Genomic DNA, 25,271 nt, shown 5'->3' with positions numbered 1-25,271 from the left:
GAGGGGCGGAGCGCACTCAACTTGGTCCAGACCAATCCTGTTGTCAAGGTGTGCGGGCGCTACCCGCCCTCCTCCCCGGCCGGCCCCGCCACCGCCTCGTGCATCGCCAGTTCCAGCAGCGCCGCGTCGGTCAGCGTGCCGGAGCCGTCCGGCGGTACCAGCCAGCGCACGCCCCGCGTCGCCCGCCCGGGGTGCGGCACGACGATCCAGGTGCCGGGTCCGGCGGTACGGATACCGGTGCCGAGCCAACGGGCCGCGGTGCCCGGCGGCACGAAGAAGCCGACCCGGCTGTCACCGAAGTCGGCCAGTACCGGGCCCGGTTGGTCGAGCACCCGGGTGAGGACGTCGAGCGTGGGATAGCCGAGGTCGCCCGGCAGGATCAACACGTCCCAGGCCCTGCCGGCGGGGAGCAGCGCGACCCCGAGGGGGTTGCGCTCCCATGCCCAGCGGCAGGCCTCGGGGTCCGGTGCCACGGACGCCAGCCATTCGACGGCCGTCTTCGCCCCAGCCATGAGAAGGCCTCCCTTCCTCTCGTGGACGCGATCGCGTCCACGAGGGAGAGGGAGGCCTTGCGTGGGCATTACGCGAGTTCCGGCCGCCCTATCAAGTGACCTGGATCACACCCCCCCGGTGGGGAGTCACCCCTCGGGCGGGGCAGCGGCGCGGGAAGCGGGCTCAGCCGGCTCAGCTGTCGAAGCCGAGGCCCAGCCGGTCCATCGTCCGCAGCCACAGATTGCGCCGGCCGCCGTGCGCGTCCGCGCGGGCCAGGGACCACTTGGTCAGGGCGATACCGGTCCAGGCGAAGGGCTCCGGCGGGAACGGCAACGGCTTCTTGCGCACCATCTCCAGCTCGGTCCGCTCCGTGCGCTCCCCGTCCAGCAGGTCCAGCATCACGTCCGCGCCGAAGCGCGTGGCGCCCACGCCCAGGCCGGTGTAGCCCGCCGCGTACGCCACCTTCCCCTGGTGGGCCGTGCCGAAGAACGCCGAGAAGCGGGAGCAGGTGTCGATCGCGCCGCCCCAGGCGTGGCTGAAGCGGACGCCCTCCAGCTGCGGGAAGCAGGTGAAGAAGTGCCCCGCGAGCTTGGCGTACGTCTCCGGGCGGTCGTCGTACTCCGCGCGTACCCGGCCGCCGTAGGGATAGATCGCGTCGTAGCCGCCCCACAGGATCCGGTTGTCGGCGGACAGCCGGAAGTAGTGGAACTGGTTCGCCGAGTCCCCGAGGCCCTGGCGGCTCTTCCAGCCGATCGACGCCAGCTGGTCGGTGCTCAGCGGCTCGGTCATCAGCGCGTAGTCGTAGACCGGGACGATGTACGAGCGCACCCGCCGAAGCAGGCTCGGGAAGATGTTCGTGCCGAGCGCGACCCTGCGGGCCCGGACGGAGCCGTACGGGGTGCGGACGCCCATGCCGGCGCCGTACGGCCTCAGGGTGAGGGCTGGCGTGTGCTCGTACACGCGCACGCCGAGCCTGACGCATGCCTGCTTCAGGCCCCAGGCCAGCTTGGCCGGGTGCAGCATGGCCACACCCCGGCGGTCCCACAGCCCCGCCTCGAAGGTGGGCGAGGCGACCTGCTCGCGCACGGCGTCGGCGTCGAGGAACTCGATGCCGTCCGCGAGGCCCTTCTCCTCCAGCTCCCGGTGCCAGTCACGCAGCTCCCGGGCCTGGTAGGTCTCGGTGGCCACGTCGATCTCGCCGGTGCGCTCGAAGTCGCAGTCGATGCCGTGACGGGCGATCGCCGCCTCGATCTCGTCGAGGTTGCGCATCCCCATCTCCTGGAGCCGGTGGATCTCGTCCGGCCAGCGGGCGAGGCCGTTGGGCAGGCCGTGCGTGAGGGAGGCGGCACAGAAGCCGCCGTTGCGGCCCGAGGCGGCCCAGCCCACCTCGCGGCCTTCCAGCAGCACCACATCGCGCTGCGGGTCGCGCTCCTTCGCGTTGAGCGCGGTCCACAGTCCGCTGTAGCCGCCGCCGACGACCAGCAGGTCGCAGGTCTCGGTGCCGGTGAGGGCGGGCTCGGGGTGGGGCTTGCCGGGGTCTTCCAGCCAGTACGGGACCGGCTGGGCTTCGGAAAGAGAGGCGATCCAGTTGTCTTTACCACGACTCATGGCGCTTGGGGCCATGATTTCAACTCCCTACAGAGCTTTATGCCTTTTGACTGTTGCGGCGGTTGGTGACGAGCATCGAGACCAGGACGAACAGTACGGCGACCAGGAACATGGCCGTACCGATGACATTGATCTGAACGGGCGTTCCGCGCTGCGCCGAACCCCACACGAACATGGGGAAGGTGACGGTCGAGCCCGCGTTGAAATTGGTGATGATGAAATCGTCGAAGGAGAGCGCGAAGGACAACAGCGCGCCCGCGGCGATTCCGGGTGCCGCGATCGGCAGGGTGACCCGCAGGAAGGTCTGCGCCGGGCCGGCGTACAGGTCCCGTGCGGCCTCCTCAAGACGCGGGTCCATCGACATCACGCGCGCCTTGACCGCGGTGACGACGAAGCTCAGGCAGAACATGATGTGCGCGATCAGGATCGTGTAGAAGCCCAGCTGAGCGCCCATGTTGAGGAACAGCGTGAGCAGCGAGGCCGCCATGACGACCTCGGGCATCGCCATCGGCAGGAAGATCAGCGAGCTGACGGCCCCGCGGGCCCGGAAGCGGTAGCGGACCAGCGCGAAGGCGATCATCGTGCCGAGGATCGAGGCACCGATCGTCGCCCAGACGGCGATCTGGAGGCTGATGGACAGCGAGCCGCACATGTCGGCGACGCCGCACGGATCCTTCCAGGCGTCCGTGGAGAACTGCTGCCACTCGTAGTTGAAGCGCCCTTTCGGCTTGTTGAAGGAGAACACCGTCACGATGATGTTCGGCAGCAGCAGATAGGACAGCGTCAGCAGTCCCGCGATGACGACGAGATGGCGCTTGAGCCAGGTGACGAAGGGCATTTAGACCAGATCCTCCGTCCCGGAGCGGCGGATGTAGACCGTGACCATGAACAGGATCGCGGCCATGAGGATGAAGGAAAGGGCGGCCGCCGTCGGATAGTCCAGAATGCGCAGGAACTGCGTCTGGATGACGTTTCCGATCATGCGGGTGTCGGTCGAGCCGAGGAGTTCGGCGTTGACGTAGTCACCGGCCGCGGGGATGAAGGTCAGCAGCGTGCCGGAGACCACGCCCGGCATCGACAGCGGGAAGGTCACCTTGCGGAAGGTGGTCCACGGCTTGGCGTACAGATCGCCGGCCGCCTCGTGCAGCCGTCCGTCGATCCGCTCCAGCGAGGTGTACAGCGGCAGGATCATGAACGGCAGGAAGTTGTACGTCAGACCGCACACCACGGCGAGCGGGGTGGCGAGGACGCGGTCGCCGGCCGTCCAGCCGAGGACGTCGGTGAGGTCCAGGATGTGCAGCGAGTTCAGGGTGTGCACGACCGGACCGTTGTCGGCGAGGATCGTCTTCCAGGCCAGGGTCCGGATCAGGAAGCTGGTGAAGAACGGCGCGATCACCAGGATCATGATCAGGTTGCGCCAGCGGCCCGCGCGGAAGGCGATCAGATAGGCCAGCGGGTAACCCAGCACCAGGCACAGCACGGTCGCGGCGGCCGCGTAGAAGACCGAGCGCAGGAACTGCGGCCAGTACTCGCTCAGCGCGTCCCAGTAGGTCGCGATGTGCCAGGTGACCTTGTAGCCCTCCTCCAGGGAGCCCGTCTGCACGGACGTGGAGGCCTGGTAGATCATCGGCAGCGCGAAGAAGATGATCAGCCAGAGGATGCCGGGCAGCAGCAGCCAGTACGGCGTGAACCGGCCGCGCCTGCGCCGGGGCTTCTGCGCCGGCTCGGCGGGAGCGAGAGGCGGGGGCGCCTCGGTGAGCGTCGACATGTCTATGCGGCCTCTTCCTCGACGGTCTCCACGCCGGCGTCGATGTCCTGGGCCGCGTCCAGGCCGAAGGTGTGGGACGGGTTCCAGTGCAGAACCACGTCGGCGCCGGGCACCAGACGGGCGTCGCGGTCGATGTTCTGGGCGTAGACCTCGAACTCGGGGCAGACCGGGCTGTCGATCACATACTGCGTGGAGACCCCGATGAAGCTGGAGTCGGCGATCTTGCCGGTGATGCGGTTGCGGCCCTCGGGGATCTCGCCCGCGTCGTCGGCGTGGGTGAGGGAGATCTTCTCCGGGCGGATGCCCACCAGCACCTTGCCGCCGGTCGTCGTCGGGGCGGAACAGCGTGCCCCGGGCAGCACCAGCTTGCCGCCGCCCGCCTTCAGCACGATGTCGTCACCGCTCTTGGAGTCGACCTCGGCCTCGATCAGGTTCGAGGTGCCGAGGAAGTTCGCGACGAAGGTGGTCTGAGGGTTCTCGTACAGGTCGGTGGGCGCGCCGAGCTGCTCGACGCGGCCGGCGTTCATCACGGCGACCGTGTCGGCCATGGTCATGGCCTCCTCCTGGTCGTGCGTGACATGGATGAAGGTGATGCCGACCTCGGTCTGGATGCGCTTGAGCTCCAGCTGCATCTGGCGGCGCAGCTTCAGGTCGAGGGCGCCGAGGGGCTCGTCGAGCAGGAGCACCTTCGGGTGGTTGATCAGCGCCCGGGCCACCGCGACACGCTGCTGCTGGCCACCGGAGAGCTGGTGCGGCTTCTTGCGCGCCTGCTCGCCGAGCTGGACCAGCTCCAGCATCTCCTCGACCTGCTTCTTCACGCTCTTGATGCCGCGTCGGCGCAGACCGAAGGCGACGTTCTCGAAGATGTCGAGGTGCGGGAAGAGGGCGTAGGACTGGAAGACCGTGTTGACCGGCCGTTTGTACGGCGGCAGGTGCGTGACGTCCTGGTCGCCGAGGTACACCGTTCCGCAGGAAGGTTCCTCCAGCCCGGCGATCATGCGCAGTGTGGTCGTCTTGCCACAGCCCGAGGCGCCGAGCAGGGCGAAGAAGGAGCCCTGCGGAACGGTCAGGTCCAGCGGGTGTACGGCGGTGAAGGCGCCGTAGGTCTTGCCGATCCCGGTGAGGCGGACGTCGCCGCTGCTGTCTGTCGTCGTCTTCATGTCACGCCCCTGTGAGCTTCGCGAACTTCTCTTCGTAGGCCGTCTCTTCCTTCTGGCTCAAGGAGCGGAAGGCGTGGGACTTTGCCTGCATGGCCTTGTCGGGAACGATCAGCGGATTGTCCGCCGCAGCCTTGTCGATCTTCGCAAGGTAGGGCTTCACACCGTCGACCGGACTGACGTAGTTGATGTAGGCGGCGAGCGCGGCGGCCTGTTCCGGCTCGTAGTAGAAGTCGATCAGCCGTTCGGCATTCGTCTTGTGGCGCGCCTTGTTGGGGATCAGCATGTTGTCGGTCGACGTCATGTAGCCGCTGTCCGGGATGACGAAGTCGACGTCCGGGCTGTCCGCCTTGAGCTGGACCACGTCTCCGGCCCAGGCGACGCAGGCCGCGAAGTCGCCCTTGGTGAGGTCCGAGGTGTAGTCGTTGCCGGTGAAGCGGCGGATCTGCCCCTTGTCCACGGCCTTCTGCAGCCGTGCGATCACCGCGTCGTAGTCGTCGTCGGTGAAGTTCGCCGGGTCCTTGCCCATGTCCAGCAGGGTCATGCCGATGCTGTCGCGCATCTCCGACAGGAAGCCGACGCGGCCCTTGAGCCTGGGGTTGTCGAGCAGGTCGGAGACCGACTTCACCTCGATGCCGTCCAGCGCCTTCTTGTTGTAGGCGATGACCGTCGAGATGCCCTGCCACGGGTAGGAGTAGGCGCGGCCGGGGTCCCAGTCCGGGTCACGGAACTGGGACGACAGGTTGGTGTAGGCGTGCGGCAGGTTGGACGGGTCCAGTTTCTGGACCCAGCCGAGGCGGATCAGCCGGGCCGCCAACCAGTCGGTGAGGACGATGATGTCGCGGCCGGTGTCCTGGCCCGCGCCGAGCTGCGGCTTGATCTTGCCGAAGAACTCGTTGTTGTCGTTGATGTCCTCGGTGTACTTGACCGAGATGCCGGTCCGCCTGTGGAAGGCGTCGAGCGTCGGGTGGTGCTTGCCGCTGTCGTCGACGTCGATGTACTCGGTCCAGTTGGAGAAGTTCACGGCCCTCTCCTGGACCGAGTGGTCCTCGGCGGACGTGCCGCCCTGCGTCTTGCCCGCCGCGGGGATCCCGCAGGCGCTCAGCGCCCCGAGTCCGCCGACCGTGAGCGCGCCGCCCGCGGAGGCGCGCAGCAGCGACCGGCGGGTCATCGCGGCGCGGCCGTTGCGCAGGCTGCGCCGCATGGCGGCCGCTTGGGCCGGGGTCAGGCGGTCGGGCTCGTACTGCTCCATGCGCGTGGTGCCCTTTCGGGAGGGATCGGCCCGGTCACGGGCCGGGTCGTCTCTAGCGGTCCCCGAAGATCGTGCGGTGCCAGTCCTTCCTCGCCACCGCGGTGTTGTCGAACATTACGTGCTTGACCTGCGTGTACTCCTCGAATGAGTACGCCGACATGTCCTTGCCGAAGCCGGAGGCCTTGTAGCCGCCGTGCGGCATTTCGCTGATGATCGGAATGTGGTCGTTGATCCACACACAGCCCGCCTTGATCTCGCGGGTGGCGCGGTTGGCCCGGTAGACATTGCTGCTCCAGGCGGAGGCGGCGAGGCCGTACGGGGTGTCGTTGGCCAGCCGGATGCCTTCATCATCACCGTCGAACGGCAGTACGACCAGTACAGGACCGAAGATCTCGGACTGGACGATCTCGCTGTCCTGGGCCGCGTCGGCGACCAGGGTGGGCCGGTAGTAGGCGCCGTCCTCGAGGTCCCCCCGCGGAGCCTCGCCGCCGGTCACCACGCGCGCGTAGGCACGCGCCCGGTCCACGAAGCCGGCGACCCGGTCGCGCTGGACGTGCGAGATGAGCGGTCCGAGGTCGGTGCCGGGAACGAAGGGATCGCCGAGCCGCACGGTCTCCATCAGGGCGGCCGTCCGCTCCACGAACGCCTCGTACAGCGGTCGCTGCACGTACGCGCGCGTGGCGGCCGTGCAGTCCTGCCCGGTGTTGATGAGCGCGCCCGCGACCGCGCCGTTCGCCGCGGCCTCCAGGTCGGCGTCGTCGAAGACGACGAAGGGGGCCTTGCCGCCCAGCTCCAGATGGAGGCGCTTGACCGTGGCGGTGGCGATCTCGGCGACCCGCTTGCCGACGGCGGTGGACCCGGTGAAGGAGGTCATGGCGACGTCGGGGTGCCCGACGAGGTGCTCACCGGCTTCCTTCCCGGTGCCGGTGACGATGTTGATCACGCCGTCCGGGATGCCCGCGTCCGTGGCGGCCTCGGCGAACAGAAGCGAGGTCAGCGGGGTCAGTTCGGCGGGCTTGAGCACGATGGTGTTGCCCGCGGCGATCGCCGGAAGGATCTTCCAGGCGGCCATCTGCAGCGGGTAGTTCCAGGGGGCGATGGACCCGACGACGCCGATCGGCTCGCGGCGGACGTACGACGTGTGGTCGCCCGAGTACTCACCGGCCGACTGCCCCTGCAGATGCCGTGCGGCACCGGCGAAGAAGGCGATGTTGTCGATGGTTCCCGGTACGTCGAACTCACGGGTCAGCTTCAGCGGCTTGCCGCACTGCAGGGACTCGGCGCGCGCGAACTCCTCGGCACGGTCGGCGAGCACGGCGGCGAACCGGTGCAGGGCGTCGGAGCGTTCGCCGGGGGTGGTGGCGGCCCAGCCCGGGAAGGCCTCGCGCGCGGCGGCGACGGCCGCCTCGACGTCGTCCGTCCCGGCCAGCTCGTAGGTGTACACCTCCGCACCGGTGGCGGGGTCGACCACGGCATGGGTGCGACCGGAGGTGCCCTTCGTCAGCCGGCCGGCGATGAACTGCGCACCGTCCGCGAGGCGCTCCTGCGCGGGGAATCGTTCCGGGGTGGCGCTGCCCGGGTTCTGCATGTCGCTTCTCCTGTGCCGTTCGCCCCGTCCCGAGGGCGGGTGGCGTAGCTCCAGCTCGAATTGACTGCCGATCCTGACAGAGCAATAGGACTCCAACAAGTGATTCCGTTGTTGCCTTTTGGTTACGCGACGGAATCTGTCGACCAGGTGTCGAGTCGTCGCGGAAAAGGACGGACGTAGTGTCAGTGGTGCGTGCCACACTCGCGTGCATGGGAAAGATCGACGGGGTGGAAGCCCTGATCAGGGAGGTCCGGGCAGGCACCCGTATCAAGTACCTCCACTTCTGGGGACACCGGCCGCAGCCGGACGGCCGGATCGGCGCGAGCTGTCTGAGCCAGTGGTGGCCGTCACCCTTCGTGGTCGACGATGTCGGATACGCGACGGCCGAGCACTGGATGATGGCCGCCAAGGCGCGGCTGTTCGGGGACGCGGAGGCGGAGCGCCGGGTGCTGGCCGCGGAGCATCCCGCCGAGGCCAAGAAGGAGGGGCGGCTGGTCCGCGACTTCGACCAGGCGATATGGGAGCGGGAGCGCTTCCGGATCGTGGTCGAGGGCAGCGTCCACAAGTTCGCCTCGGACGACGGCCTGCGGGTGTTCCTGCTGGGCACCGGCAACCGGGTCCTGGTGGAGGCGAGCCCCGTGGACCGCATCTGGGGCATCGGCCTGACCGCGGACGACACGGCGGCCTCGGACCCCGAGCGCTGGCGGGGGCCGAACCTGCTGGGCTTCGCCCTGATGGAGGCGCGGGAGAGGTTGGCCGGAGCCGGGTCGTGAGCCGGTCCGGCCGGGGCTGACCTGCCGGCCGGTGGGGGCGGCGGATCAGGTGTTGTAGATGCGGGTCAGTATTTGTAGTTGGCGATGAGGAACGCGAACAGTCCCAGGACCAGCACGACGCCCGTGGCACCGCAGATGATTCCCGCCAGGGCCACGCCCGGATTGGTGGCCTCGCCGCGGCGGGCCTTGCCGCGGCCCAGGGCACCGAGGATCACGGCCACGACGCCCATCACCAGAGCCAGCGGCCATGCGCAGAAGCCGACCGTCGCCAGGATGCCCAGCACCAGGGAGGCCGTGCCCATGCCATTGTTCGGCTGCGGCGGCAGGCCGGGCCAGGCGTAGCCGTGGGCCGCTGGGTAGGCGGGGATGCCGGGTCCGCCGTAGCCCGGCTGCGGGGCCGGGTAGGCGTAGGCCGCCGGCCCCGCAGCCGGGTAGCCGTACGGCACCTGTCCCGGGCCGTCGGGGGATATCGGCGGCGGGGGGACGGGGGCCACGCCCTGGGGCGGGGCCCCGGGTGCCGAGGGCGGCCCGTACGGGTTGCCCGGGGCGACCGGAGGAGCGTAGGGCGTCGCCGGGGTTCCCGGCGGGGCGAAGGGGTTCGCCGGGGGTGCGAACGGGTTCGCCGGGGGTGCGAACGGGTTCGCCGGGGCGGCGGAGGACGGTGCGGAGGCCGGGGGCGCGAACGGGTCGGCCGGCTTGGCCCAGGCCGGTGGCACCGCGTCGGCGGGCGCGTCCGGGGTGGGGAAGGAGGTGACCGTCTGCTGGTCGTGGACGGAAGGGTGCGGTGCCCCGGTCCCGGCCGGGCCGGAGAAGACGGTGTCGCCGGCGCCCTGCCGGCTCGCCGGAGTCGCCCAGGGATCCGTGCTCACGGACGGCGCCGCCCCCGGCCGGTCCTGCACCGGCTGCCGCTCCCCCTGTTCCAGCTGCTCAGCCCGCCGGTCCTCGACAGGCTGTTGCCCGGCCCCCTTGTCCAGGGAGACCCGAGGTGAGGTGGGCCGGTCCCCGGCGCTGTGCTCCGGTGACGTCGGCTGTGGCACCTCGTCGGACATGGCTCAGGCCCCCCTGTGATCGATTGCCTGTCATGCTACGGCGAGGGTCCGGCCGCCGCAGGCCGGGGCCTACGATGATCCCGAGTCACCGATCAGCCGATCACCCGCGCCCGGAACACGGACCTCGCTCCGCGGGCGCCGTTCCCGGGGAGGAACCCTTGACCGACCGCGATCTGCACGCCTTCATCGCCGGACTGCCCAAGGCCGAGCTGCACGTCCACCACGTGGGCTCCGCCTCCCCGCGCATCGTCTCGGAGCTGGCCGCCCGCCACCCCGACTCCAAGGTCCCCACCGACCCCGAGGCCCTGGTCGACTACTTCACGTTCACGGACTTCGCGCACTTCATCGAGGTGTACCTGTCCGTCGTGGACCTGATCCGCACGCCCGAGGACGTCCGGCTGCTGACCTACGAGGTGGCCCGCGACCTGGCCCGGCAGCAGGTGCGGTACGCCGAGCTGACCATCACCCCGTTCTCCTCGACCCGGCGCGGCATCGACGAATCGGCCTTCATGGCCGCGATCGAGGACGCGCGCAAGGAGGCCGAGTCCGAGTTCGGGACCGTACTGCGCTGGTGCTTCGACATCCCCGGCGAGGCCGGTCTGGAGGCCGCCGAGGAGACCACCCGCCTCGCCACCGCCGACCGGATCCGTCCGGAGGGCCTGGTGTCGTTCGGGCTCGGCGGGCCCGAGATCGGCGTCCCCCGGCCGCAGTTCAAGCCGTACTTCGACCGGGCCATCGCCGCGGGCCTGCACTCCGTTCCGCACGCCGGGGAGACGACCGGCCCGGAGACGGTGTGGGACGCGCTGACCGAGCTGCGGGCCGAGCGGATCGGGCACGGCACCAGTTCGGCGCAGGACCCCGAGCTGCTCGCCCATCTCGCCGAGCACCGCATCCCGCTGGAGGTCTGCCCGACCTCCAACATCGCCACCCGCGCGGTCCGCACCCTGGACGAGCACCCGATCAAGGAGTTCACCCGGGCCGGCGTGCTGGTCACGATCAACTCCGACGACCCGCCGATGTTCGGCACCGACCTCAACACCGAGTACGCGGTGGCCGCCCGCCTCCTCGACCTGGACGAGCGGGGCCTGGCCGACCTGGCGAAGAACGGCGTGGAGGCGTCCTTCCTCGACGCGGCGGGCAAGGCCCGGATCGCGCGGGAGATCGACACGTACACCACCACCTGGCTCGCCCCCTGATCGGTGCGTCATGGCCACAATGGGGCCATGCAGACGCTGACCGCCGTGGCCCACCGCGGTGCCCCCTACCGATTCCGCGAGAACACCCTCGACTCGCTGCGTGCCGCGCTCGACCTGGGCGCGGACGCGGTCGAGATCGACGTACGGCTCACCCGTGACGGCGTCCCCGTGCTGCTGCACGACGGGACGCTGAAGCGGCTGTGGGAACACGACCGGCCGCTGCTCGCCCTGTCGGCCGAGGAGGTGCGCGGGCTCACGGCGGGCGGGGTGCCGACGCTGGCGGAGGCGCTGACCGCGACCGACGACAGCCGGGTGATGGTCGACCTGTGCGGCCGGGTGGATCGCCGGACCGTGCAGCAGGTCATGGACGTGGTGCGGCAGAGCGGGGCCCGGGACCGCGTGTACTACTGCGCGCACGCCGAGGCCATGCTCGCCGTGCGTGCCGCCGATCCGTCCGCCGAGATCGCGCTGACCTGGACGACCCTGGCCCCGCCGCGGCCGGCGCTGCTGGCCGCGGTGCGCCCCCGCTGGCTCAACTACCGCTTCTCCCTGGTCGACCGCGACCTGGCGGCCCGCGTCCACCACGACGGGTACCTCCTGTCCGTCTGGACCCCGGACACCCGCCGCTCCATGCGCCGCCTCCTCGACCTGGGCGCCGACTCGATCACCACGAACCGCGTCGACACCCTGCACGCCCTGCGCAACGGCGACCAGGGCCTGTCCGGCAACGAGCGCTGAGCCCCCTCGACGGGTCGGCGGGCTCGGTGCGGGTGACGTACTGCGGGGCGGGCGCCGAGTCCCTGCCGTCGCGCCTTTTCGGCAGCCCTGCTCAGCGCGCACGGGTCAGCTCTCCGGCCGGACGCCCCGGACTCGCGCGAGGCAGGAACCCTAGGGGCTCACCCTTACAACTTGTCTGTTTTTCCCGGCTGTTGACCGGGGACCGGTCAGGGTCGGCCCCCTCCTCGCCGACGATCCGGGCGGCGCCGCGAGTCCCGAGGATGATCACGTACTGCTCGCCGCCCCCTGAAGGAGCACCGTATGCGCTCGCGCAGCCGCCGCCACGTCCTCGCCGCGTCCCTCGCCCTGGCCCTCGCGGCCGGCCCACTGACGGCTCCGGCCTCGGCGGCACCGGGCGAGGCGTCCGCGCGCGGGACGAGGCCCGTCCCGCACCCCGGGGAACTGAGCGCCGCGCTCGCCGGCCTGCCCGACGCCGACGCCACCGCCGCGCTGGTTCGGGTCGGCGGCACCGACGGCACCTGGCGGGGCAGCGCGGGTGTGCACGACCTGGCGAGCGGCCGGGCGGCGGACCCCGACGCCCTCTTCCGCGCCGGTTCGACGACCAAGGTGGTGACGGCGGCGACCGTGCTGCGGCTGGCCGCCGAGGGCAGGGTCGACCTGGACACGCCGGTCCAGCACTACGTGCCGGGGCTGCTCACCCCGGCGTTCGGTCCCGTCTCCGTACGGCAGTTGCTGAACCACACCAGCGGCATCCAGCCGGGCGACGGCTGGGGCGACGACTTCGCGGACCAGTACGCACACCGCTTCGACACGCTGACCCCGGCCCAGGTGGTGGCGTCGGCGGTGGCGAAGGGCCCGGAGTTCGCCCCCGGTGAGCAGCAGGACTACCTGAACATCAACTACACGATTCTCGGGATGCTGATCGAGAAGGTGACGGGACACTCGTACGCGCACGAGGCGACCCGGCTGGTACTGCGCCCGGCCGGTATGCGCCACACCCGTTTCCCCGGCACCGACCCCCGGATCCACGGCCCGCACAACCGCGGCTACCAGCTGGTGAAGGACGCCGACGGGAGCAGGCGATTCGTGGACGTCACGGACTGGAACCAGGCCGACCGCTGGGCGGCGGGCGACATGATCTCCACGACCGCCGACCTTGAGCGGCTGATCACGGCACTGTTCCAGGGCCGGATCGTCCCCGGACCGCAGCTGCGGGAGATGTTCAGGGTGCCGGCGAACATCCCCGGCGCCACCTACAGCGCCGGACTCCAGCGGTTCGAGTACGAGAACACGGTGTACTGGGTCAAGTCGGGGGCCCGTCACGGCTACAGCACGGCCGTCGCCGCCACCCAAGACCTGAGCCGCACCCTCGTCTACTCGGTCAACTCGACGGACGCCAAGGGCGAGTCGATGAACCCTGTCGCCCAGCGCATCCTCACGGCCACCCTCAAGCAGCAGGAGCCGGAACGGCCGCCGGCGCGCTGAGCGCCTCCAGCCGCTTGATCTTCCTGCGTACGACGTACAGCGGGAGGACTCCGAACACCCCGAACGACATGTCGATCAGGCTCCACCAGAGGGGAATCCCCCGGACCGGTCCGCACACGAGCGCGAGCGGGATGATCCCGGCGCAGGCGATCATCCCGAACTCGATCACCCAGATGTTGCGGACCGGGTCCCGGTACGGTCCGTAGAAGGCGACCGCGATGACGAGGTGCGCGAAGGCCAGCCAGTCCGTCCCGTACAGCACGAAGGGGTAGTCGGCGTCGACGGTGTCGAGCCCGTCCCGCACGCGCGAGATCCAGTCCATGAGCCCTGGCAGGTACTCGGGCACGGACAGCGCCCGCAAGGCGCCCTCGGTCCAGCGCAGTTCGTGGACCAGGGGAAAGGCGGTGGCCCCGCTGAGCACGAGGCACACCACGAAGAAGACCAGCCAGACGCGAATGCCCTTCAGCAGGGCGGCTCTGTCGCTCATGGCAGGAGCGTACGCCTTCATTTGAACACGTTCAAAACCGCCCCTGCGTGCAGGACGGACGGTCAGTTCCCCTTCGACCGCGAGGTGAACGCGGCCGCCAGCACCTTCACGGCCACCGCCGGGTGGAACAGCAGGACCGGGGAGGCCACCATGTTCACCACCCGGACGAATCGCGACCACACGGCCGCGTCCTTCACCGCCACACGGAAGAGACGCGTGTTGTACCAGTGGGCGAAACGCGCGGCCAGGGGCTGACGGTCCGGGTTCCACATCAGGTCCGAGTTGGTGGACAGCGTCCACGGGCCCAGCAGCAGCCGGCCCAGCTTCTTCTGGAAGTCACCGGCCAGCCCGTCCAGTCGCCTCCCCGCCCCGCGGCGGCCGGCCAGCATCCCCTGCAGCAGCTCCGCCTCCATCGCGGCCACCGTCAGCCCCTGGCCGTAGACGGGGTTGAAGACGCAGACGGCGTCGCCGACCGCAATCAGCCCGTCCGGCCAGTTCCGGACGGCGTGGTAGGGCCGCCACTGGTTGTCGACGTTGGTGTAGCGGTGGGTGGACTCCTGGACGGTGCGCCGGCCCACATGCTGGGCCAGGCGCGGGTTGTCCAGACTCTCCGCGAAGGCCAGATAGCCCTTGTCGTCGGTCGGCGGCTGGTCCTCGAAGCCGAACAGCGAGCACGTCCACCGGTTCCGTTCGACGGCCAGCAGAACTCCGGCCCGGGAGACCCGGGGAGCGAACAGCATCTGGTAGGCGATGTAGAAGTCCGGGTGGTCGGGGTGGCTCTCCTCGGGCCGGTCGAAGTTCATCGAGGTGTACGTGACCTTCGCCCGCACGGTGCGCTTCGGCGGTACGGCGACCCCCATCGCGCCCAGCCAGTCCCCCAGCGCGCTGGACCGGCCGGAGGCGTCGGCCACCAGATCGGCGGCCACCCCGAAGGGCTCCTCCTCACCCCGCCGCCGGCAGGTCACCCCGCTCACCCGCCCCGAAGGGTCCCGGGTCAGACCCTCGCACCGGGTGGACGCCATCAGCGTGACCTCGGGCCGTGCGAGCACTTTGCGCCGCAGCCGGCGCTCCAGTTCGTCACGGGTGAAGGTCTGGATCCGGACGCCCGTGCGCTGTCGGGGCGCGAGCCCGACGGGCAGCAGGAAGTCGATCCCTTCCCCGTAGTCGAAGACCGGTGCACCCGCCTCCCTCAGCTCCTCGCGCAGTCCCGGGAACAGCCGCTCCAGGATCTCGCCGCCCCGGGCCAGCATCGCGTGCGCGTGGTAGCCCTGCGGGGCGCCGGGATGGGTGCCGGTGTCCCCGTCGACCGCGTCGCGTTCCACCAGGACGACCTCCCGAAGAACTCGGTCAGCACCCGGGCGGTCACCAGCCCCGCGTAGCTGCCGCCGATGACCACGGCCCTGCCCCAAGGGCGATCTGCTGTCATGTCGTCTCCCACCTACGTCGGCCAAGGCGTCCACCCGGGTCAACGGCCCCGTTGGCCAGCCGGAAACGGGGCTCGGGAAGCACTCGGACGGTGGCCGCCCGCCCCTTCGCGCGGACAGGGGAGCCGTCCACGGGCGCGGGACCGGTGGGGCCGCCGGGTTACCCTTGTGCGGGGTACCTGACATGCGGTGATCGTTTCGCGACCGTGCAGGCGGGGTCGTTGTACGGAACCCCACGCCGACCGCTCCGCCTGAGCTACGGCACAAGGAAGCAGTCGGACCAGAGGCCCATTTCATGCAGCACGACAACTCCACAGACCGGACCGGGCTCGGACAGCTGCCGGACGAGGGGGTGGGGCTCGCGGTGCTCCTGCGCGCCTGGCGGGCGCGAGCGGGCCGCAATCTGGGCCTCGGCAAGCCCCTTCCGCAGGTGGAGGTCGCCGCCGAGGTCGGCATGAGCGAACGCTGGTACCGGGACCTCGAACGCGGGGCCACACCCCGGCTGGACGCGCGGACGCTGACCGGGCTCGCGGACGCGCTGCGGCTGTGCGCGGACGAACGCGCGACCCTCTTCCTCTACGCGGCCGGCGGCGAGCCTTTAGCCGCCGTGTCACCCGGTGAGGGTGTCGATCTGGCACCGCTGCGACGCCTTCTCCGCCTGCAGCCCGCGCAGCCCGCCTACCTCACGGACAACGCGTGGAACGTGCTCGACCACAACGAGGCCATGGCCGAGTGGTTCCCGTGGGTGCGGGTCCCCGGCGCGAACCTGATCCGGTGGGGGCTGACCGACCCCGAGGCCCGGGAGCAGATGGCCGACTGGCCCCGGCACGGGCGGGCGTACCTCGCGATGCTGCGCTACGCCATGGCGCAGTACCCGGGGCATCCCGAACTCGTCGAGATCCTGCGGACGGCACTCGCCGACCCGGAGTGCCGCCGGATCTGGGACGACGGCCCGGTCATCATCGCCAACCGTGACGGGCACACCTTCCGTCTGCGCATCCCCCGCTTCGCTCCGCACACCGTCGACGTCGTCGCCCAGGTACTGCATCCCGTGGGCTGTCCCGGACTTCGGCTCACCTTCATCAGCCTGCAGGACGGCTGAGCCCCCACTCTTGCCGATGTCGGCGGCGCTTTCAACAGCCGCCGACCGGCAAAGATTTTCCGGTCCGATGACCGGCAATTTCTGCCGGTCCGCTTTCCGTCGCTCATCCGCAACCGGCAAAACATTGCCGGTCGGATCCGTTGACATTCGCTACGCCGAGTTGCGAATGTCTGTGATCACCGGGCCCACAGGGACCCCTCTGGAGGCAACACGTCTGCCCCGATCTGGTTCGATTCCTGGCTCGGAACTCGACTGAGGAATGCTTCGGGAGCGACCTTGCATGCCTTCATGAACATCAAGAAAACCATCGGGATAAGCAACGACTTCTGGAACGTCACCGCCGACTCCGGAATGGCCGGAATCGTCGCCGGAAACCTAGGCGGGGGGCGCTTCGCCATCCGGGCCGACGGCCATGAGTTCCTGAACATGTCGTCGTACTCGTACCTCGGCCTGGACTCCCACCCGGCGCTGATCCGCGCGGCGGCCGACGCCGTCACGGACAACGCCTCGCTGAACACCTCGGTCTCCCGGATGCGCGTGCACTTCGGAATCCTCAAGGACGCCGAGGACGCGCTCTCGGACCTGTTCCGGGTGGAGGCGGTCACCCTCGCCTCCTGCGCCGCGGCCGCCTGGTCCGCGCTGCCCCTGGTGGCGTCCGGGGCCTTCACCGACGACGTACCGCCGCTCATGGTGTTCGACAAGCACGCGCACTTCTGTCTGAACGCGATGAAGCCGAGCGTCGCCGACGAGGCCGAGGTCAGGACCATCGCGCACAACGACCTCGACGCCCTGGAAGAGCTCTGCCGCACCCATCCGAAGGTCGCCTACGTGGCCGACGGCGTGTACAGCACGGGTGGACAGGCGCCGGTGCGCGAACTCCTCGGGCTCCAGGAGAAGTACGGGCTGTTCCTGTTCTTCGACGAGGCGCACGGGGTGTCGACCTGCGGCGACCAGGGGCGCGGGCTCGTCCTGGACACCATGGGCGAGATCAACGACCGCACGCTGATCATCACCTCGCTGAACAAGGGCTTCGGCGCGTCCGGCGGCGCGATCTTCCTCGGGCCACAGGGCTCCCGGCGCCGCCGCGACCTCGCCCTGCGCTACGGCGGCCCGCTGACCTGGTCGCAGCGGATCAACACGGCCGGACTCGGGGCGATCATCGCCTCCGCCGCGCTGCACCGTTCGCCCGAACTCAAGGAACTCCAGCACCGGCTGCGGGACAACATCGACCGCTTCGACGCGCTGGTGCCCACCGCCAACAGCGGTGACGGACTGCCCATCCGGTTCATCGACATCGGTTCCGAGGAGAAGACCGTCCACATCGGCCGGACCCTTCTTTCCGAGGGCTACTACACCTCCGCCCTCTTCTTCCCCGTCATCGCCCGCGGAAAGGCGGGGCTGCGCATCATGCTCCGCGCGGAAATGACGCAGACGGACATCGAGCACTTCGGCCGTCTGGTCAATGACCTGCGGAGCCAGAATGGCTGAGCAGAGGATTTCTCCGGTCGCCGGAGAGCGGCCGGCCGGAGAAGCACCGACAGCCGGAGAAAAGCCGCCGGCCGGAGCGAAGCCGTCCGTCGAGGAAAAGCACACCATGCCCCGGAACGTGCACCGGCGCATCATGACGCTCTCCTGCCTGCTGGTCTTCATGGCCCAGATGGCGACGACCATCTGCCTGCCCTCGCTGCCGATCGTGGCGCACGACTTCGGAATCTCCCGCAGTTATGCGGCGCTGACCATTTCCGCGTTCGTGATCGGTGCCGCCGCTCCGGTGGTCGTCTGGGGCGTGGCGGCGGACCGGTACGGCCGCCGGGGCCCGCTGCTGACCTCCCTGGCACTGTTCGTGCTCACCAGCGGCCTGATCGCACTGATCCGGTCCCCCGAAGGCCTGCTGGTGCTGCGTGCGCTCCAGGGCATCGGCGCCGGCGGCAGCGCGATCATCGCCCGCATCCTGGTGCGTGACCGCTGGAGCGGCGACGAGCTGGCCCGCCGCCTTTCGGTGCTGTCGATCGCGTTCATCACGGCGATGGGCGGCGGCCAGTTCCTCGGCGGCCTGATCGGCAGGTACTCCCACTGGGAGACCGGCTTCGTCGTCCTCGCGACGGTCGGCGTCATCGCGGCGGCGCTGACCTTCACCGTGCCGTTCGAGTCGAGCCGTGCGGTGCAGCCGCCGTCGCAGGTGCTGCGGATCTGCCTCGCCGTCAGCAGGCAGCCGGAATTCCTGCTGCCGGCCCTGGCCGGAGGTGCCGGGTTCGCGACGATCGTGCTGCTGCAGGAGGTCAGCCCGTTCGTCTTCCAGCAGCACTTCGGGCTCGCCACCGACCAGTACGGAAGCCTCGGACTCCTGCTGGGCGCGGCCTACTTCGCCGGGGCGATGACCGTCAACCGCCTGGTGGCCAGGGCGGGCGCGGGCCGCCTGATGAACGCGGGGTCGATCGTGATGACCGCGGCCGGCGTGCTGATGATCGTGCTGTGGTCGGTGCCCGGACTGCCGGACGGTGGCGCCCTGGTGGCCTTCGTCGCCCTGTACTGCGTGACCACGTTCGGGCAGTCCGTGCTGTTCCCGAACAGCATGGCCACCGCGGTCAGCAGCCAGCACGGCCACGGCGCCTACGCCGTCTCCCTGTGCGGCTTCGTCCAGCAGTCGATGGCCGGCGTGGCCGCGGCCAGTGCCGCGCTGCTGCACGCCGACCTCGCCTGGGCCACGGTCGCCGCCGCGCTGGGGGCCGCTGCCTGGCTCATGACCCGTGTCGCCGTCCCCTCGGCGGCCTCCTCCGCAGTCCCCTCGGAAGGGAAGTGACATGGCGGTTCTGCGTTCCCACATCAGCCCTTCCGGCGAGGTGTTCCGCCGCAACAGCGAGGCCTACGGCGTGCTGCGCGAGCGGATCGCCGCGGCTCGCTCCGCGGCGACGGCCGGCGGCGGCGCCGACGCGCAGGCCCGGCACGCCGCGCGGGGCAAGCTCACCGCCCGGGAGCGGGTGACCCGGCTGCTCGACCCGGGCACCCCGTTCCTGGAGATATGCCAGCTCGCCGCGCACGAGGTGTACGAGCAGGCCGTGCCGTCGGCGGGCATCATCACCGGCGTCGGCATGGTGGAGGGCCGGCCCACGGTCGTGTTCGCCAACGACGCGACCGTGAAGGGCGGTACGTACTACCCGCTGACGGTCCGCAAGCACCTGCGGGCCCAGCAGGTCGCCCGCGAGAACGGGCTGCCCTGTATCTACCTGGTCGATTCCGGAGGCGTCTTCCTGCCGATGCAGGAGGACATCTTCGCGAGGCCAGCGGGTATCGGATCCCGGGCGCCGGATCCAGACCTTCGAAAAGAGGATGACGGTGAACGGTATGTCGGCCAGGTATCGGCTCATTGTCGACTCTGAGGACGAAAACCGCGTCATCACCTTCTTCCCGGTAGGAAAGAGCTATACCCCGTGATCACTGTGCAGTTCACCGTACGGCCCGGCCAGGGCGACACGAGCGGTTTCGATCTGGGTGACATGACCGTCGCCGGGGACCTCGGCACGGCCGAATCGGCCGGTCATGTCCCCGATCAGGGCATGATGATCTACCTGTCGGTCGTCCAGCTGCTGGACAGCCTGGGTGACTTTCTCCAGGGCAACGCGCGCGTGCTCAGCTTCACCGGTGCCGACACCTCGTTCGGTCTTGTCGTGAGACGAACCAAAGACGGTCTGTCGGTCGCCGGCAAGAGCGGTGTCGTCGCTCGGACGACGGCTCCGGAACTCATCTCCGTAGTGCTGCGCGCGGCTGAGGACCTGGGTCTGGGTCGTGCCCTTCCCCCGGAAGACCCGGTCGCATCCGACTGGGACGCTGCCCTCGCCGCGTTCCGCCCCCTCGTATCGGGCGGGGAGGAGTAAGGAGCGGTAAGGAGCGGGCACCGGCCATGCTCGTTACCTGCGCTGATGCCAACTAGGTTCAGCGACTCGAAGTAGTGCCCTCCGGGCGGAAGACTCCCTCGTGCGCGGCCGACGGACTTTACGTCCCGATGCTCCGCGAGATCGATCAAACGCCGCCCGGGCCGCCCGCATCGAAGTGATGCGCCGTCAACTCTGAAAGCCGGAGCCGATCATGGTGCCAACTATCCCTCTTTTGTGCCGACTAAAAATCCTCGTCGCACACCGCCACAGCCCCACGATCACAGCCCCACGATCTGGTTCCACCGCTTCGCGAACTCCACCCGCTCCGTGGAGGTGATGTCGCGTGCGATGGCGAGGCGCTTGCGCATGGTGTCGTCCGGGAAGATCAGGGGGTTGTCTGCCAGCTCGGCCGTGTCCTTGTCCTTGGAGGCGGCCAGTACCTCCTTGGCCGCCGGGACCGGGCAGACGTAGTTGACCCAGGCGGCGAGCTTCGCGGCGACCTCGGGGGCGTAGTAGTAGTCGATCAGGCGCTCGGCGTTGGTCTTGTGGCGGGCCCGGTTGGGGATCATCAGGGAGTCCGACCACAGCTCGGCGCCCTCCTCGGGGACGACGAAGCGGATGTCGGGGTTGTCCGCCTGGAGCTGGATGACGTCGCCCGAGTAGGCCTGGCAGGCCAGGACATCGCCGCTGACCAGGTCCTTGGTGTAGTCGTTGCCGGTGAAGCGGCGGATCTGGCCCCGGTGGACCTCACGCTCGACCTGGTCGCAGACCCTGTGGAAATCGCCCGGCGTCCACTTGGTGATGTCCACGCCGTTGCCCTGCATCAGGAGCGCGAACGCCTCGTCGAGACCGGACAGCAACGTCACCCGGCCCCTGAGGTCGCTCGACCAGAGGTCCGAGACATGGCGGATCTCCCGGCCGAGTTTCCGGCGGTTGTACGCGATGCCGGTGATCCCCGACTGCCACGGCACGGTGCACACGCGGCCGGGGTCGAAGGCCGGTGAGCGCAGCAGCGGGTCCAGGTACTTCGCCACGTTGGGCTGGTGGGCACGGTCCATGCGCTGCACCCAGCCCAGGCGGACGAACCGCGCGCACATCCAGTCGCTGATGACGATCAGGTCGCGGCCGGTCGACTGGTGGTTCATCAGCGCGGGGCTGATCTTGCCGAAGAACTCGTCGTTGTCGTTGATCTCCTCGACGTAGTCGACGGATATCCCGGTGCGCTTCTCGAAGGCGTCCAGCGTGGGCCGCTTGTTGGGGTCGTTGTCGTCGGTGTCGATGTACAGCGGCCAGTTCGCCCAGGTCAGCTTCTTGTCGGCAGCGGACTCGTCGGTCACGGCGCGGTCGCCGGGCCCGACGTAGGCGGCGGGCACCCCGCAGCCGGCCAGAGCGCCGAGCGCGGCGGTGCCGCCGAGCGCGCGCAACAGGGAACGGCGGGAGACGGGACGCGGAAGCGAGGATGTCTGGGGCACCTCCGCAGGATGCCTCGATGCCCCCCGCGCGGACAATCGACGCAGCGTCGAGCCCGCCGGGTGGGACCCGACACCTTGTCGATCAGCAGCCGCACGACACAACCCCTCGTCGCACGGCGCCCGGTCGTACGACGCCTCGGCCCCCGGACGGGGAGGTGTCCCGTCCGGGGGCCGAGGTCGTGGTGCGGCCGAGCCGCCGGAGGCTTACGCGTCCAGGGACGTCATCACGTGCTTGATCCGCGTGTAGTCCTCGAAGCCGTACGCCGACAGGTCCTTGCCGTAACCGGACTTCTTGAAGCCGCCGTGGGGCATCTCGGCGACCAGCGGGATGTGGGTGTTGATCCACACGCAGCCGAAGTCGAGCTTCTTGGACATGCGCATCGCGCGGCCGTGGTCCTTGGTCCACACCGAGGAGGCGAGGGCGTACTCGACGCCGTTGGCCCACTCGACGGCCTGGTCCTCGTCGGCGAAGGACTGGACGGTGATGACCGGGCCGAAGACCTCGTTCTGGATGATCTCGTCGTCCTGCTTGAGGCCGGAGACGACGGTCGGGGCGTAGAAGTAGCCCTTGTCGCCGACCTGCTGGCCGCCCGCCTCGACCTTGGCGTGGGCGGGAAGGCGGTCGATGAAGCCGGAGACCTGCTTGAGCTGGTTGGGGTTGTTCAGCGGGCCGAAGAGGACGTCCTCGTCGTCGGGCTGGCCGGTCTTCGTCTCGGACGCGGCCTTCGCCAGCGCCGCCACGAACTCGTCGTGGATGGACTCCTGGACGAGGACGCGGGTCGCGGCCGTGCAGTCCTGGCCGGCGTTGAAGAAGCCCGCCACGGAGATGTCCTCGACGGCCTTGGCGATGTCGGTGTCCTCGAAGACGACGACCGGGGCCTTGCCGCCCAGCTCCAGGTGGACCCGCTTGAGGTCCTTGGAGGCGGACTCGGCGACGGACATGCCGGCGCGTACGGAGCCGGTGATGGAGGCCATCGCCGGGATCTCGTGCTCGACCATCGCACGGCCGGTGTCGCGGTCGCCGCAGATGACGTTGAAGACGCCCTTGGGCAGGATCGAGCCGATGATGTCGGCCATCAGGACGGTGGAGGCGGGGGTCGTGTCCGAGGGCTTCAGGACGACCGTGTTGCCCGCCGCGATCGCCGGGGCGAACTTCCACACGGCCATCATCATCGGGTAGTTCCACGGCGCGACCTGGGCACAGACGCCGACCGGCTCACGGCGGATGATCGAGGTCATCCCGTCCATGTATTCGCCGGCCGAGCGGCCTTCCAGCAGCCGGGCCGCACCCGCGAAGAAGCGGATCTGGTCGACCATCGGCGGGATCTCCTCGGAGCGGGTCAGCCCGGTCGGCTTGCCCGTGTTCTCCACCTCGGCCGCGATCAGCTCCTCGGCGCGCTGCTCGAACGCGTCCGCGACCTTCAGGAGGGCCTTCTGCCGCTCGGCGGGGGTCGTGTCGCGCCAGGCCGGGAAGGCCGCTGCGGCCGCCGCCATCGCAGCGTCCACGTCCGCCTGCCCGGACAGCGGGGCGGTGGCGTACGCCTCACCCGTCGCGGGGTTGACCACCTCGGTGGTCCGTCCGTCGGCGGCGTCCCGGAACTCACCGTCGATGTAGTTGCGCAGACGACGCAGCTCGGTGCTCACTGCCGGCCTCCTGATCTGGTTCGAGGGTTCAAGCTGGGCAGCCCGTCCAGCCTGTGCGGCTGTCCAATCGCTGAGACACCCACCCTAATCGGCCCACCCACGTTTTCAACACCCCCGTCGCCACCTGTTCTGCGAAATCCGCAAGTACCGGACGCCTAAACAACGAATTTCATCGCCATGGCCTTGCAAAACTGTCGAGACGTCGTGCACAGTGAGGTCGTGGCCAGTCGAAGCGCAGACCAGAGGGACTCGTCCCGCGAGTCCAGGAACGGCACCCCCCAGCTGGATGCCGTCTCCCTCGCCATCATTCAGCAGCTCCAGGAGGACGGCCGCCGGCCGTACGCCGCGATCGGCAAGGCGGTGGGCCTCTCCGAGGCGGCCGTGCGCCAGCGCGTCCAGAAGCTGCTGGACCAGGGCGTGATGCAGATCGTCGCCGTCACGGACCCGCTCACCGTGGGCTTCCGCAGGCAGGCGATGGTCGGAGTCCACGTCGAGGGCGATGTCGAGTCGATCGCGGAGGCGCTGACCGGCATGTCGGAAGTCGAGTACGTGGTGATGACCGCGGGCTCGTTCGACATCCTCGCGGAGATCGTCTGCGAGGACGACGACCACCTGCTGGACGTCATCAACAAACGCATCCGGGCGCTGCCCGGCGTGCGCTCCACCGAGAGCTTCGTCTACATGAAGCTCAAGAAGCAGACCTACATGTGGGGAACCCGATAACCGTGACCCAGAAGGACCTCAGCCGCACCGCGTACGACCACTTGTGGATGCACTTCACCCGCATGTCCTCGTACGAGAACTCCCCCGTCCCGACCATCGTCCGGGGCGAGGGCACCTACATCTACGACGACAAGGGCAAGCGCTACCTCGACGGTCTCGCGGGTCTGTTCGTGGTCCAGGCCGGTCACGGCCGCACGGAGCTCGCCGAGACCGCCTTCAAGCAGGCCCAGGAGCTGGCGTTCTTCCCGGTGTGGTCCTACGCCCACCCCAAGGCCGTCGAGCTGGCCGAGCGCATCGCCGACTACGCCCCGGGCGACCTGAACAAGGTCTTCTTCACCACGGGCGGCGGTGAGGCCGTCGAGACCGCCTGGAAGCTGGCCAAGCAGTACTTCAAGCTGCAGGGCAAGCCGACCAAGTACAAGGTCATCTCGCGTGCGGTCGCCTATCACGGCACCCCGCAGGGCGCGCTGTCCATCACCGGCCTGCCGGGCCTGAAGGCCCCCTTCGAGCCGCTGGTACCGGGTGCGCACAAGGTCCCGAACACCAACATCTACCGTGCCCCGCTCTTCGGCGACGACCCGGAGGCCTTCGGCCGCTGGGCCGCCGACCAGATCGAGCAGGAGATCCTCTTCGAGGGCGCGGACACCGTCGCCGCGGTCTTCCTGGAGCCGGTGCAGAACGCCGGCGGCTGCTTCCCGCCCCCGCCCGGCTACTTCCAGCGCGTGCGCGAGATCTGCGACAAGTACGACGTGCTGCTCGTGTCGGACGAGGTCATCTGCGCCTTCGGCCGCCTGGGCACCATGTTCGCCTGCGACAAGTTCGGCTACGTCCCGGACATGATCACCTGCGCCAAGGGCATGACCTCGGGCTACTCCCCGATCGGCGCCTGCGTCGTCTCCGACAAGATCGCCGAGCCGTTCTACAAGGGCGACAACACCTTCCTGCACGGCTACACCTTCGGCGGCCACCCCGTGTCGGCCGCGGTGGGTCTGGCCAACCTCGACCTGTTCGAGCGCGAGAACCTCAACCAGCACGTGCTGGACAACGAGGGCGCCTTCCTGCAGACCCTGCAGAAGCTGCACGACCTGCCGATCGTCGGCGACGTCCGCGGCAATGGCTTCTTCTACGGCATCGAGCTGGTGAAGGACAAGCACACCAAGGAGTCCTTCAACGACGAGGAGACCGAGCGCGTCCTGTACGGCTTCCTCTCCAAGGCGCTGTTCGACAACGGCCTGTACTGCCGTGCCGACGACCGTGGCGACCCGGTCATCCAGCTCGCGCCGCCGCTGATCTCCAACCAGGAGACCTTCGACGAGATCGAGCAGATCCTGCGGGCCACCCTCGCGGAGGCGTGGACCAAGCTCTGATCATCCGACTGGATGATCAATCCGGCCCCGGTGGCGTCCGTTCGAGTGAGAACGGCGGCCCGGGGCCGTGTGCT

23 protein-coding genes are annotated in these 25,271 nt (G+C 69.4%); 11 read left to right on the top strand and 12 right to left on the bottom strand.

What is annotated here, in order from left to right; translation table 11 throughout:
• Positions 1-59: 59 nt before the first annotated feature.
• The 7 genes from ACIRU3_RS22410 to ACIRU3_RS22380 all read right to left on the bottom strand — a co-directional run bounded on the left by ACIRU3_RS22410 (position 60) and on the right by ACIRU3_RS22380 (position 7,865).
• On the bottom strand, positions 60-512 hold the full coding sequence (locus ACIRU3_RS22410) for a hypothetical protein (protein WP_404058789.1): 453 nt from the start codon (positions 510-512) through the stop codon (positions 60-62).
• Positions 513-684: 172 nt separating this feature from the next.
• On the bottom strand, positions 685-2,115 hold the full coding sequence (locus ACIRU3_RS22405; protein ID WP_404058786.1) for an NAD(P)/FAD-dependent oxidoreductase: 1,431 nt from the start codon (positions 2,113-2,115) through the stop codon (positions 685-687).
• A 22-nt stretch (positions 2,116-2,137) separates the two neighbouring features.
• Positions 2,138-2,938, bottom strand: a complete 801-nt coding sequence (locus ACIRU3_RS22400) for an ABC transporter permease (RefSeq protein ID WP_404058783.1) — start codon at positions 2,936-2,938, stop codon at positions 2,138-2,140.
• Positions 2,939-3,868 carry an ABC transporter permease gene (locus tag ACIRU3_RS22395; RefSeq protein ID WP_404058781.1) on the bottom strand — a complete coding sequence of 310 codons (930 nt, stop codon included), beginning with the start codon at positions 3,866-3,868 and terminating at the stop codon, positions 2,939-2,941.
• A 2-nt stretch (positions 3,869-3,870) separates the two neighbouring features.
• Positions 3,871-5,028 (bottom strand): ABC transporter ATP-binding protein, encoded by a 1,158-nt coding sequence (locus ACIRU3_RS22390; RefSeq protein ID WP_404058779.1) that lies wholly within the window; start codon positions 5,026-5,028, stop codon positions 3,871-3,873.
• Position 5,029: 1 nt separating this feature from the next.
• Positions 5,030-6,277, bottom strand: a complete 1,248-nt coding sequence (locus tag ACIRU3_RS22385; RefSeq protein ID WP_404058776.1) for a PotD/PotF family extracellular solute-binding protein — start codon at positions 6,275-6,277, stop codon at positions 5,030-5,032.
• A gap of 52 nt (positions 6,278-6,329) precedes the next feature.
• A complete protein-coding gene (locus ACIRU3_RS22380) occupies positions 6,330-7,865 on the bottom strand; it encodes a gamma-aminobutyraldehyde dehydrogenase (RefSeq protein WP_404058773.1) in 1,536 nt (511 codons plus the stop codon).
• 209 nt (positions 7,866-8,074) lie between these two features.
• On the opposite strand from ACIRU3_RS22380, the gene ACIRU3_RS22375 reads away from it, so the two are divergent.
• Positions 8,075-8,638 carry an NADAR family protein gene (locus ACIRU3_RS22375; protein WP_404058770.1) on the top strand — a complete coding sequence of 188 codons (564 nt, stop codon included), beginning with the start codon at positions 8,075-8,077 and terminating at the stop codon, positions 8,636-8,638.
• 65 nt (positions 8,639-8,703) lie between these two features.
• On the opposite strand, the gene ACIRU3_RS22370 is transcribed toward ACIRU3_RS22375, so the two are convergent.
• A complete protein-coding gene (locus ACIRU3_RS22370) occupies positions 8,704-9,687 on the bottom strand; it encodes a DUF4190 domain-containing protein (protein ID WP_404058768.1) in 984 nt (327 codons plus the stop codon).
• Between the two features lie 74 nt (positions 9,688-9,761).
• Between ACIRU3_RS22370 and ACIRU3_RS22365 the strand changes: the two genes are divergently transcribed.
• The 3 genes from ACIRU3_RS22365 (at position 9,762) to ACIRU3_RS22355 (ending at position 13,106) form a co-directional block, all read left to right on the top strand.
• The gene (locus ACIRU3_RS22365; protein ID WP_404058765.1) at positions 9,762-10,883 is read left to right on the top strand and encodes an adenosine deaminase; all 1,122 of its coding nucleotides are present in this window, start codon (positions 9,762-9,764) and stop codon (positions 10,881-10,883) included.
• Positions 10,884-10,910: 27 nt separating this feature from the next.
• Entirely contained in the window at positions 10,911-11,621 is a 711-nt protein-coding gene (locus ACIRU3_RS22360; RefSeq protein ID WP_404058762.1) for a glycerophosphodiester phosphodiesterase, read from the top strand.
• Positions 11,622-11,921: 300 nt separating this feature from the next.
• The gene (locus tag ACIRU3_RS22355; RefSeq protein ID WP_404058760.1) at positions 11,922-13,106 is read left to right on the top strand and encodes a serine hydrolase domain-containing protein; all 1,185 of its coding nucleotides are present in this window, start codon (positions 11,922-11,924) and stop codon (positions 13,104-13,106) included.
• On the opposite strand, the gene ACIRU3_RS22350 is transcribed toward ACIRU3_RS22355, so the two are convergent.
• Both ACIRU3_RS22350 and ACIRU3_RS22345 read right to left on the bottom strand, forming a co-directional pair.
• Complete coding sequence (locus ACIRU3_RS22350) at positions 13,069-13,593, bottom strand: hypothetical protein (RefSeq protein ID WP_404058758.1); 525 nt, start codon at positions 13,591-13,593, stop codon at positions 13,069-13,071. The two genes, ACIRU3_RS22355 and ACIRU3_RS22350, sit on opposite strands and share 38 nt — an antisense overlap.
• Positions 13,594-13,655: 62 nt before the next feature.
• Positions 13,656-14,915 carry an NAD(P)/FAD-dependent oxidoreductase gene (locus tag ACIRU3_RS22345; protein ID WP_404058755.1) on the bottom strand — a complete coding sequence of 420 codons (1,260 nt, stop codon included), beginning with the start codon at positions 14,913-14,915 and terminating at the stop codon, positions 13,656-13,658.
• Positions 14,916-15,312: 397 nt separating this feature from the next.
• Between ACIRU3_RS22345 and ACIRU3_RS22340 the strand changes: the two genes are divergently transcribed.
• The 5 genes from ACIRU3_RS22340 (at position 15,313) to ACIRU3_RS22320 (ending at position 19,991) form a co-directional block, all read left to right on the top strand.
• Entirely contained in the window at positions 15,313-16,119 is an 807-nt protein-coding gene (locus tag ACIRU3_RS22340; RefSeq protein ID WP_404058752.1) for a helix-turn-helix transcriptional regulator, read from the top strand.
• Between the two features lie 288 nt (positions 16,120-16,407).
• On the top strand, positions 16,408-17,607 hold the full coding sequence (locus tag ACIRU3_RS22335; protein ID WP_404058749.1) for an aminotransferase class I/II-fold pyridoxal phosphate-dependent enzyme: 1,200 nt from the start codon (positions 16,408-16,410) through the stop codon (positions 17,605-17,607).
• Positions 17,608-17,713: 106 nt separating this feature from the next.
• Positions 17,714-18,919, top strand: a complete 1,206-nt coding sequence (locus ACIRU3_RS22330) for an MFS transporter (protein ID WP_404058747.1) — start codon at positions 17,714-17,716, stop codon at positions 18,917-18,919.
• 1 nt (position 18,920) lies between these two features.
• A complete protein-coding gene (locus ACIRU3_RS22325) occupies positions 18,921-19,496 on the top strand; it encodes a carboxyl transferase domain-containing protein (RefSeq protein ID WP_404058745.1) in 576 nt (191 codons plus the stop codon).
• A 51-nt stretch (positions 19,497-19,547) separates the two neighbouring features.
• Positions 19,548-19,991 carry a hypothetical protein gene (locus ACIRU3_RS22320; RefSeq protein WP_404058743.1) on the top strand — a complete coding sequence of 148 codons (444 nt, stop codon included), beginning with the start codon at positions 19,548-19,550 and terminating at the stop codon, positions 19,989-19,991.
• 278 nt (positions 19,992-20,269) lie between these two features.
• On the opposite strand, the gene ACIRU3_RS22315 is transcribed toward ACIRU3_RS22320, so the two are convergent.
• Together ACIRU3_RS22315 and ACIRU3_RS22310 are read right to left on the bottom strand one after the other, a co-directional pair.
• Positions 20,270-21,463, bottom strand: a complete 1,194-nt coding sequence (locus ACIRU3_RS22315) for a PotD/PotF family extracellular solute-binding protein (RefSeq protein WP_404058740.1) — start codon at positions 21,461-21,463, stop codon at positions 20,270-20,272.
• 204 nt (positions 21,464-21,667) lie between these two features.
• Complete coding sequence (locus tag ACIRU3_RS22310) at positions 21,668-23,107, bottom strand: gamma-aminobutyraldehyde dehydrogenase (RefSeq protein WP_404058738.1); 1,440 nt, start codon at positions 23,105-23,107, stop codon at positions 21,668-21,670.
• A 204-nt stretch (positions 23,108-23,311) separates the two neighbouring features.
• On the opposite strand from ACIRU3_RS22310, the gene ACIRU3_RS22305 reads away from it, so the two are divergent.
• Both ACIRU3_RS22305 and ACIRU3_RS22300 read left to right on the top strand, forming a co-directional pair.
• Positions 23,312-23,830: an Lrp/AsnC family transcriptional regulator gene (locus ACIRU3_RS22305; protein WP_404058737.1), complete on the top strand. Its 519-nt coding sequence runs from the start codon at positions 23,312-23,314 to the stop codon at positions 23,828-23,830.
• The gene (locus tag ACIRU3_RS22300; RefSeq protein ID WP_404058736.1) at positions 23,815-25,197 is read left to right on the top strand and encodes an aspartate aminotransferase family protein; all 1,383 of its coding nucleotides are present in this window, start codon (positions 23,815-23,817) and stop codon (positions 25,195-25,197) included. The genes ACIRU3_RS22305 and ACIRU3_RS22300 overlap by 16 nt, the downstream gene beginning before the upstream one ends.
• The last annotated feature ends 74 nt before the right edge of the window (positions 25,198-25,271 follow it).

The organism is Streptomyces sp. NPDC101151 (genome assembly GCF_044768335.1).
Lineage (GTDB): Bacteria > Actinomycetota > Actinomycetes > Streptomycetales > Streptomycetaceae > Streptomyces.
Note: the sequence above shows the minus strand (reverse complement) of the source record. Positions and strands in the feature narration are given on the sequence as shown.

What these genes read in the sequence shown, in the direction of transcription:
- ACIRU3_RS22350 (WP_404058758.1), bottom strand. Translation starts at nt 13,593, where the DNA reads ATGAGCGACAGAGCCGCCCTGCTGAAGGGCATTCGCGTCTGGCTGGTC.
- ACIRU3_RS22395 (WP_404058781.1), bottom strand. Translation starts at nt 3,868, where the DNA reads ATGTCGACGCTCACCGAGGCGCCCCCGCCTCTCGCTCCCGCCGAGCCG.
- ACIRU3_RS22390 (WP_404058779.1), bottom strand. Translation starts at nt 5,028, where the DNA reads ATGAAGACGACGACAGACAGCAGCGGCGACGTCCGCCTCACCGGGATC.
- ACIRU3_RS22325 (WP_404058745.1), top strand. Translation starts at nt 18,921, where the DNA reads ATGGCGGTTCTGCGTTCCCACATCAGCCCTTCCGGCGAGGTGTTCCGC.
- ACIRU3_RS22370 (WP_404058768.1), bottom strand. Translation starts at nt 9,687, where the DNA reads ATGTCCGACGAGGTGCCACAGCCGACGTCACCGGAGCACAGCGCCGGG.
- ACIRU3_RS22335 (WP_404058749.1), top strand. Translation starts at nt 16,408, where the DNA reads ATGAACATCAAGAAAACCATCGGGATAAGCAACGACTTCTGGAACGTC.
- ACIRU3_RS22385 (WP_404058776.1), bottom strand. Translation starts at nt 6,277, where the DNA reads ATGGAGCAGTACGAGCCCGACCGCCTGACCCCGGCCCAAGCGGCCGCC.
- ACIRU3_RS22375 (WP_404058770.1), top strand. Translation starts at nt 8,075, where the DNA reads ATGGGAAAGATCGACGGGGTGGAAGCCCTGATCAGGGAGGTCCGGGCA.
- ACIRU3_RS22340 (WP_404058752.1), top strand. Translation starts at nt 15,313, where the DNA reads ATGCAGCACGACAACTCCACAGACCGGACCGGGCTCGGACAGCTGCCG.
- ACIRU3_RS22405 (WP_404058786.1), bottom strand. Translation starts at nt 2,115, where the DNA reads ATGGCCCCAAGCGCCATGAGTCGTGGTAAAGACAACTGGATCGCCTCT.
- ACIRU3_RS22330 (WP_404058747.1), top strand. Translation starts at nt 17,714, where the DNA reads ATGCCCCGGAACGTGCACCGGCGCATCATGACGCTCTCCTGCCTGCTG.
- ACIRU3_RS22355 (WP_404058760.1), top strand. Translation starts at nt 11,922, where the DNA reads ATGCGCTCGCGCAGCCGCCGCCACGTCCTCGCCGCGTCCCTCGCCCTG.
- ACIRU3_RS22410 (WP_404058789.1), bottom strand. Translation starts at nt 512, where the DNA reads ATGGCTGGGGCGAAGACGGCCGTCGAATGGCTGGCGTCCGTGGCACCG.
- ACIRU3_RS22400 (WP_404058783.1), bottom strand. Translation starts at nt 2,938, where the DNA reads ATGCCCTTCGTCACCTGGCTCAAGCGCCATCTCGTCGTCATCGCGGGA.
- ACIRU3_RS22380 (WP_404058773.1), bottom strand. Translation starts at nt 7,865, where the DNA reads ATGCAGAACCCGGGCAGCGCCACCCCGGAACGATTCCCCGCGCAGGAG.
- ACIRU3_RS22365 (WP_404058765.1), top strand. Translation starts at nt 9,762, where the DNA reads ATGATCCCGAGTCACCGATCAGCCGATCACCCGCGCCCGGAACACGGA.
- ACIRU3_RS22360 (WP_404058762.1), top strand. Translation starts at nt 10,911, where the DNA reads ATGCAGACGCTGACCGCCGTGGCCCACCGCGGTGCCCCCTACCGATTC.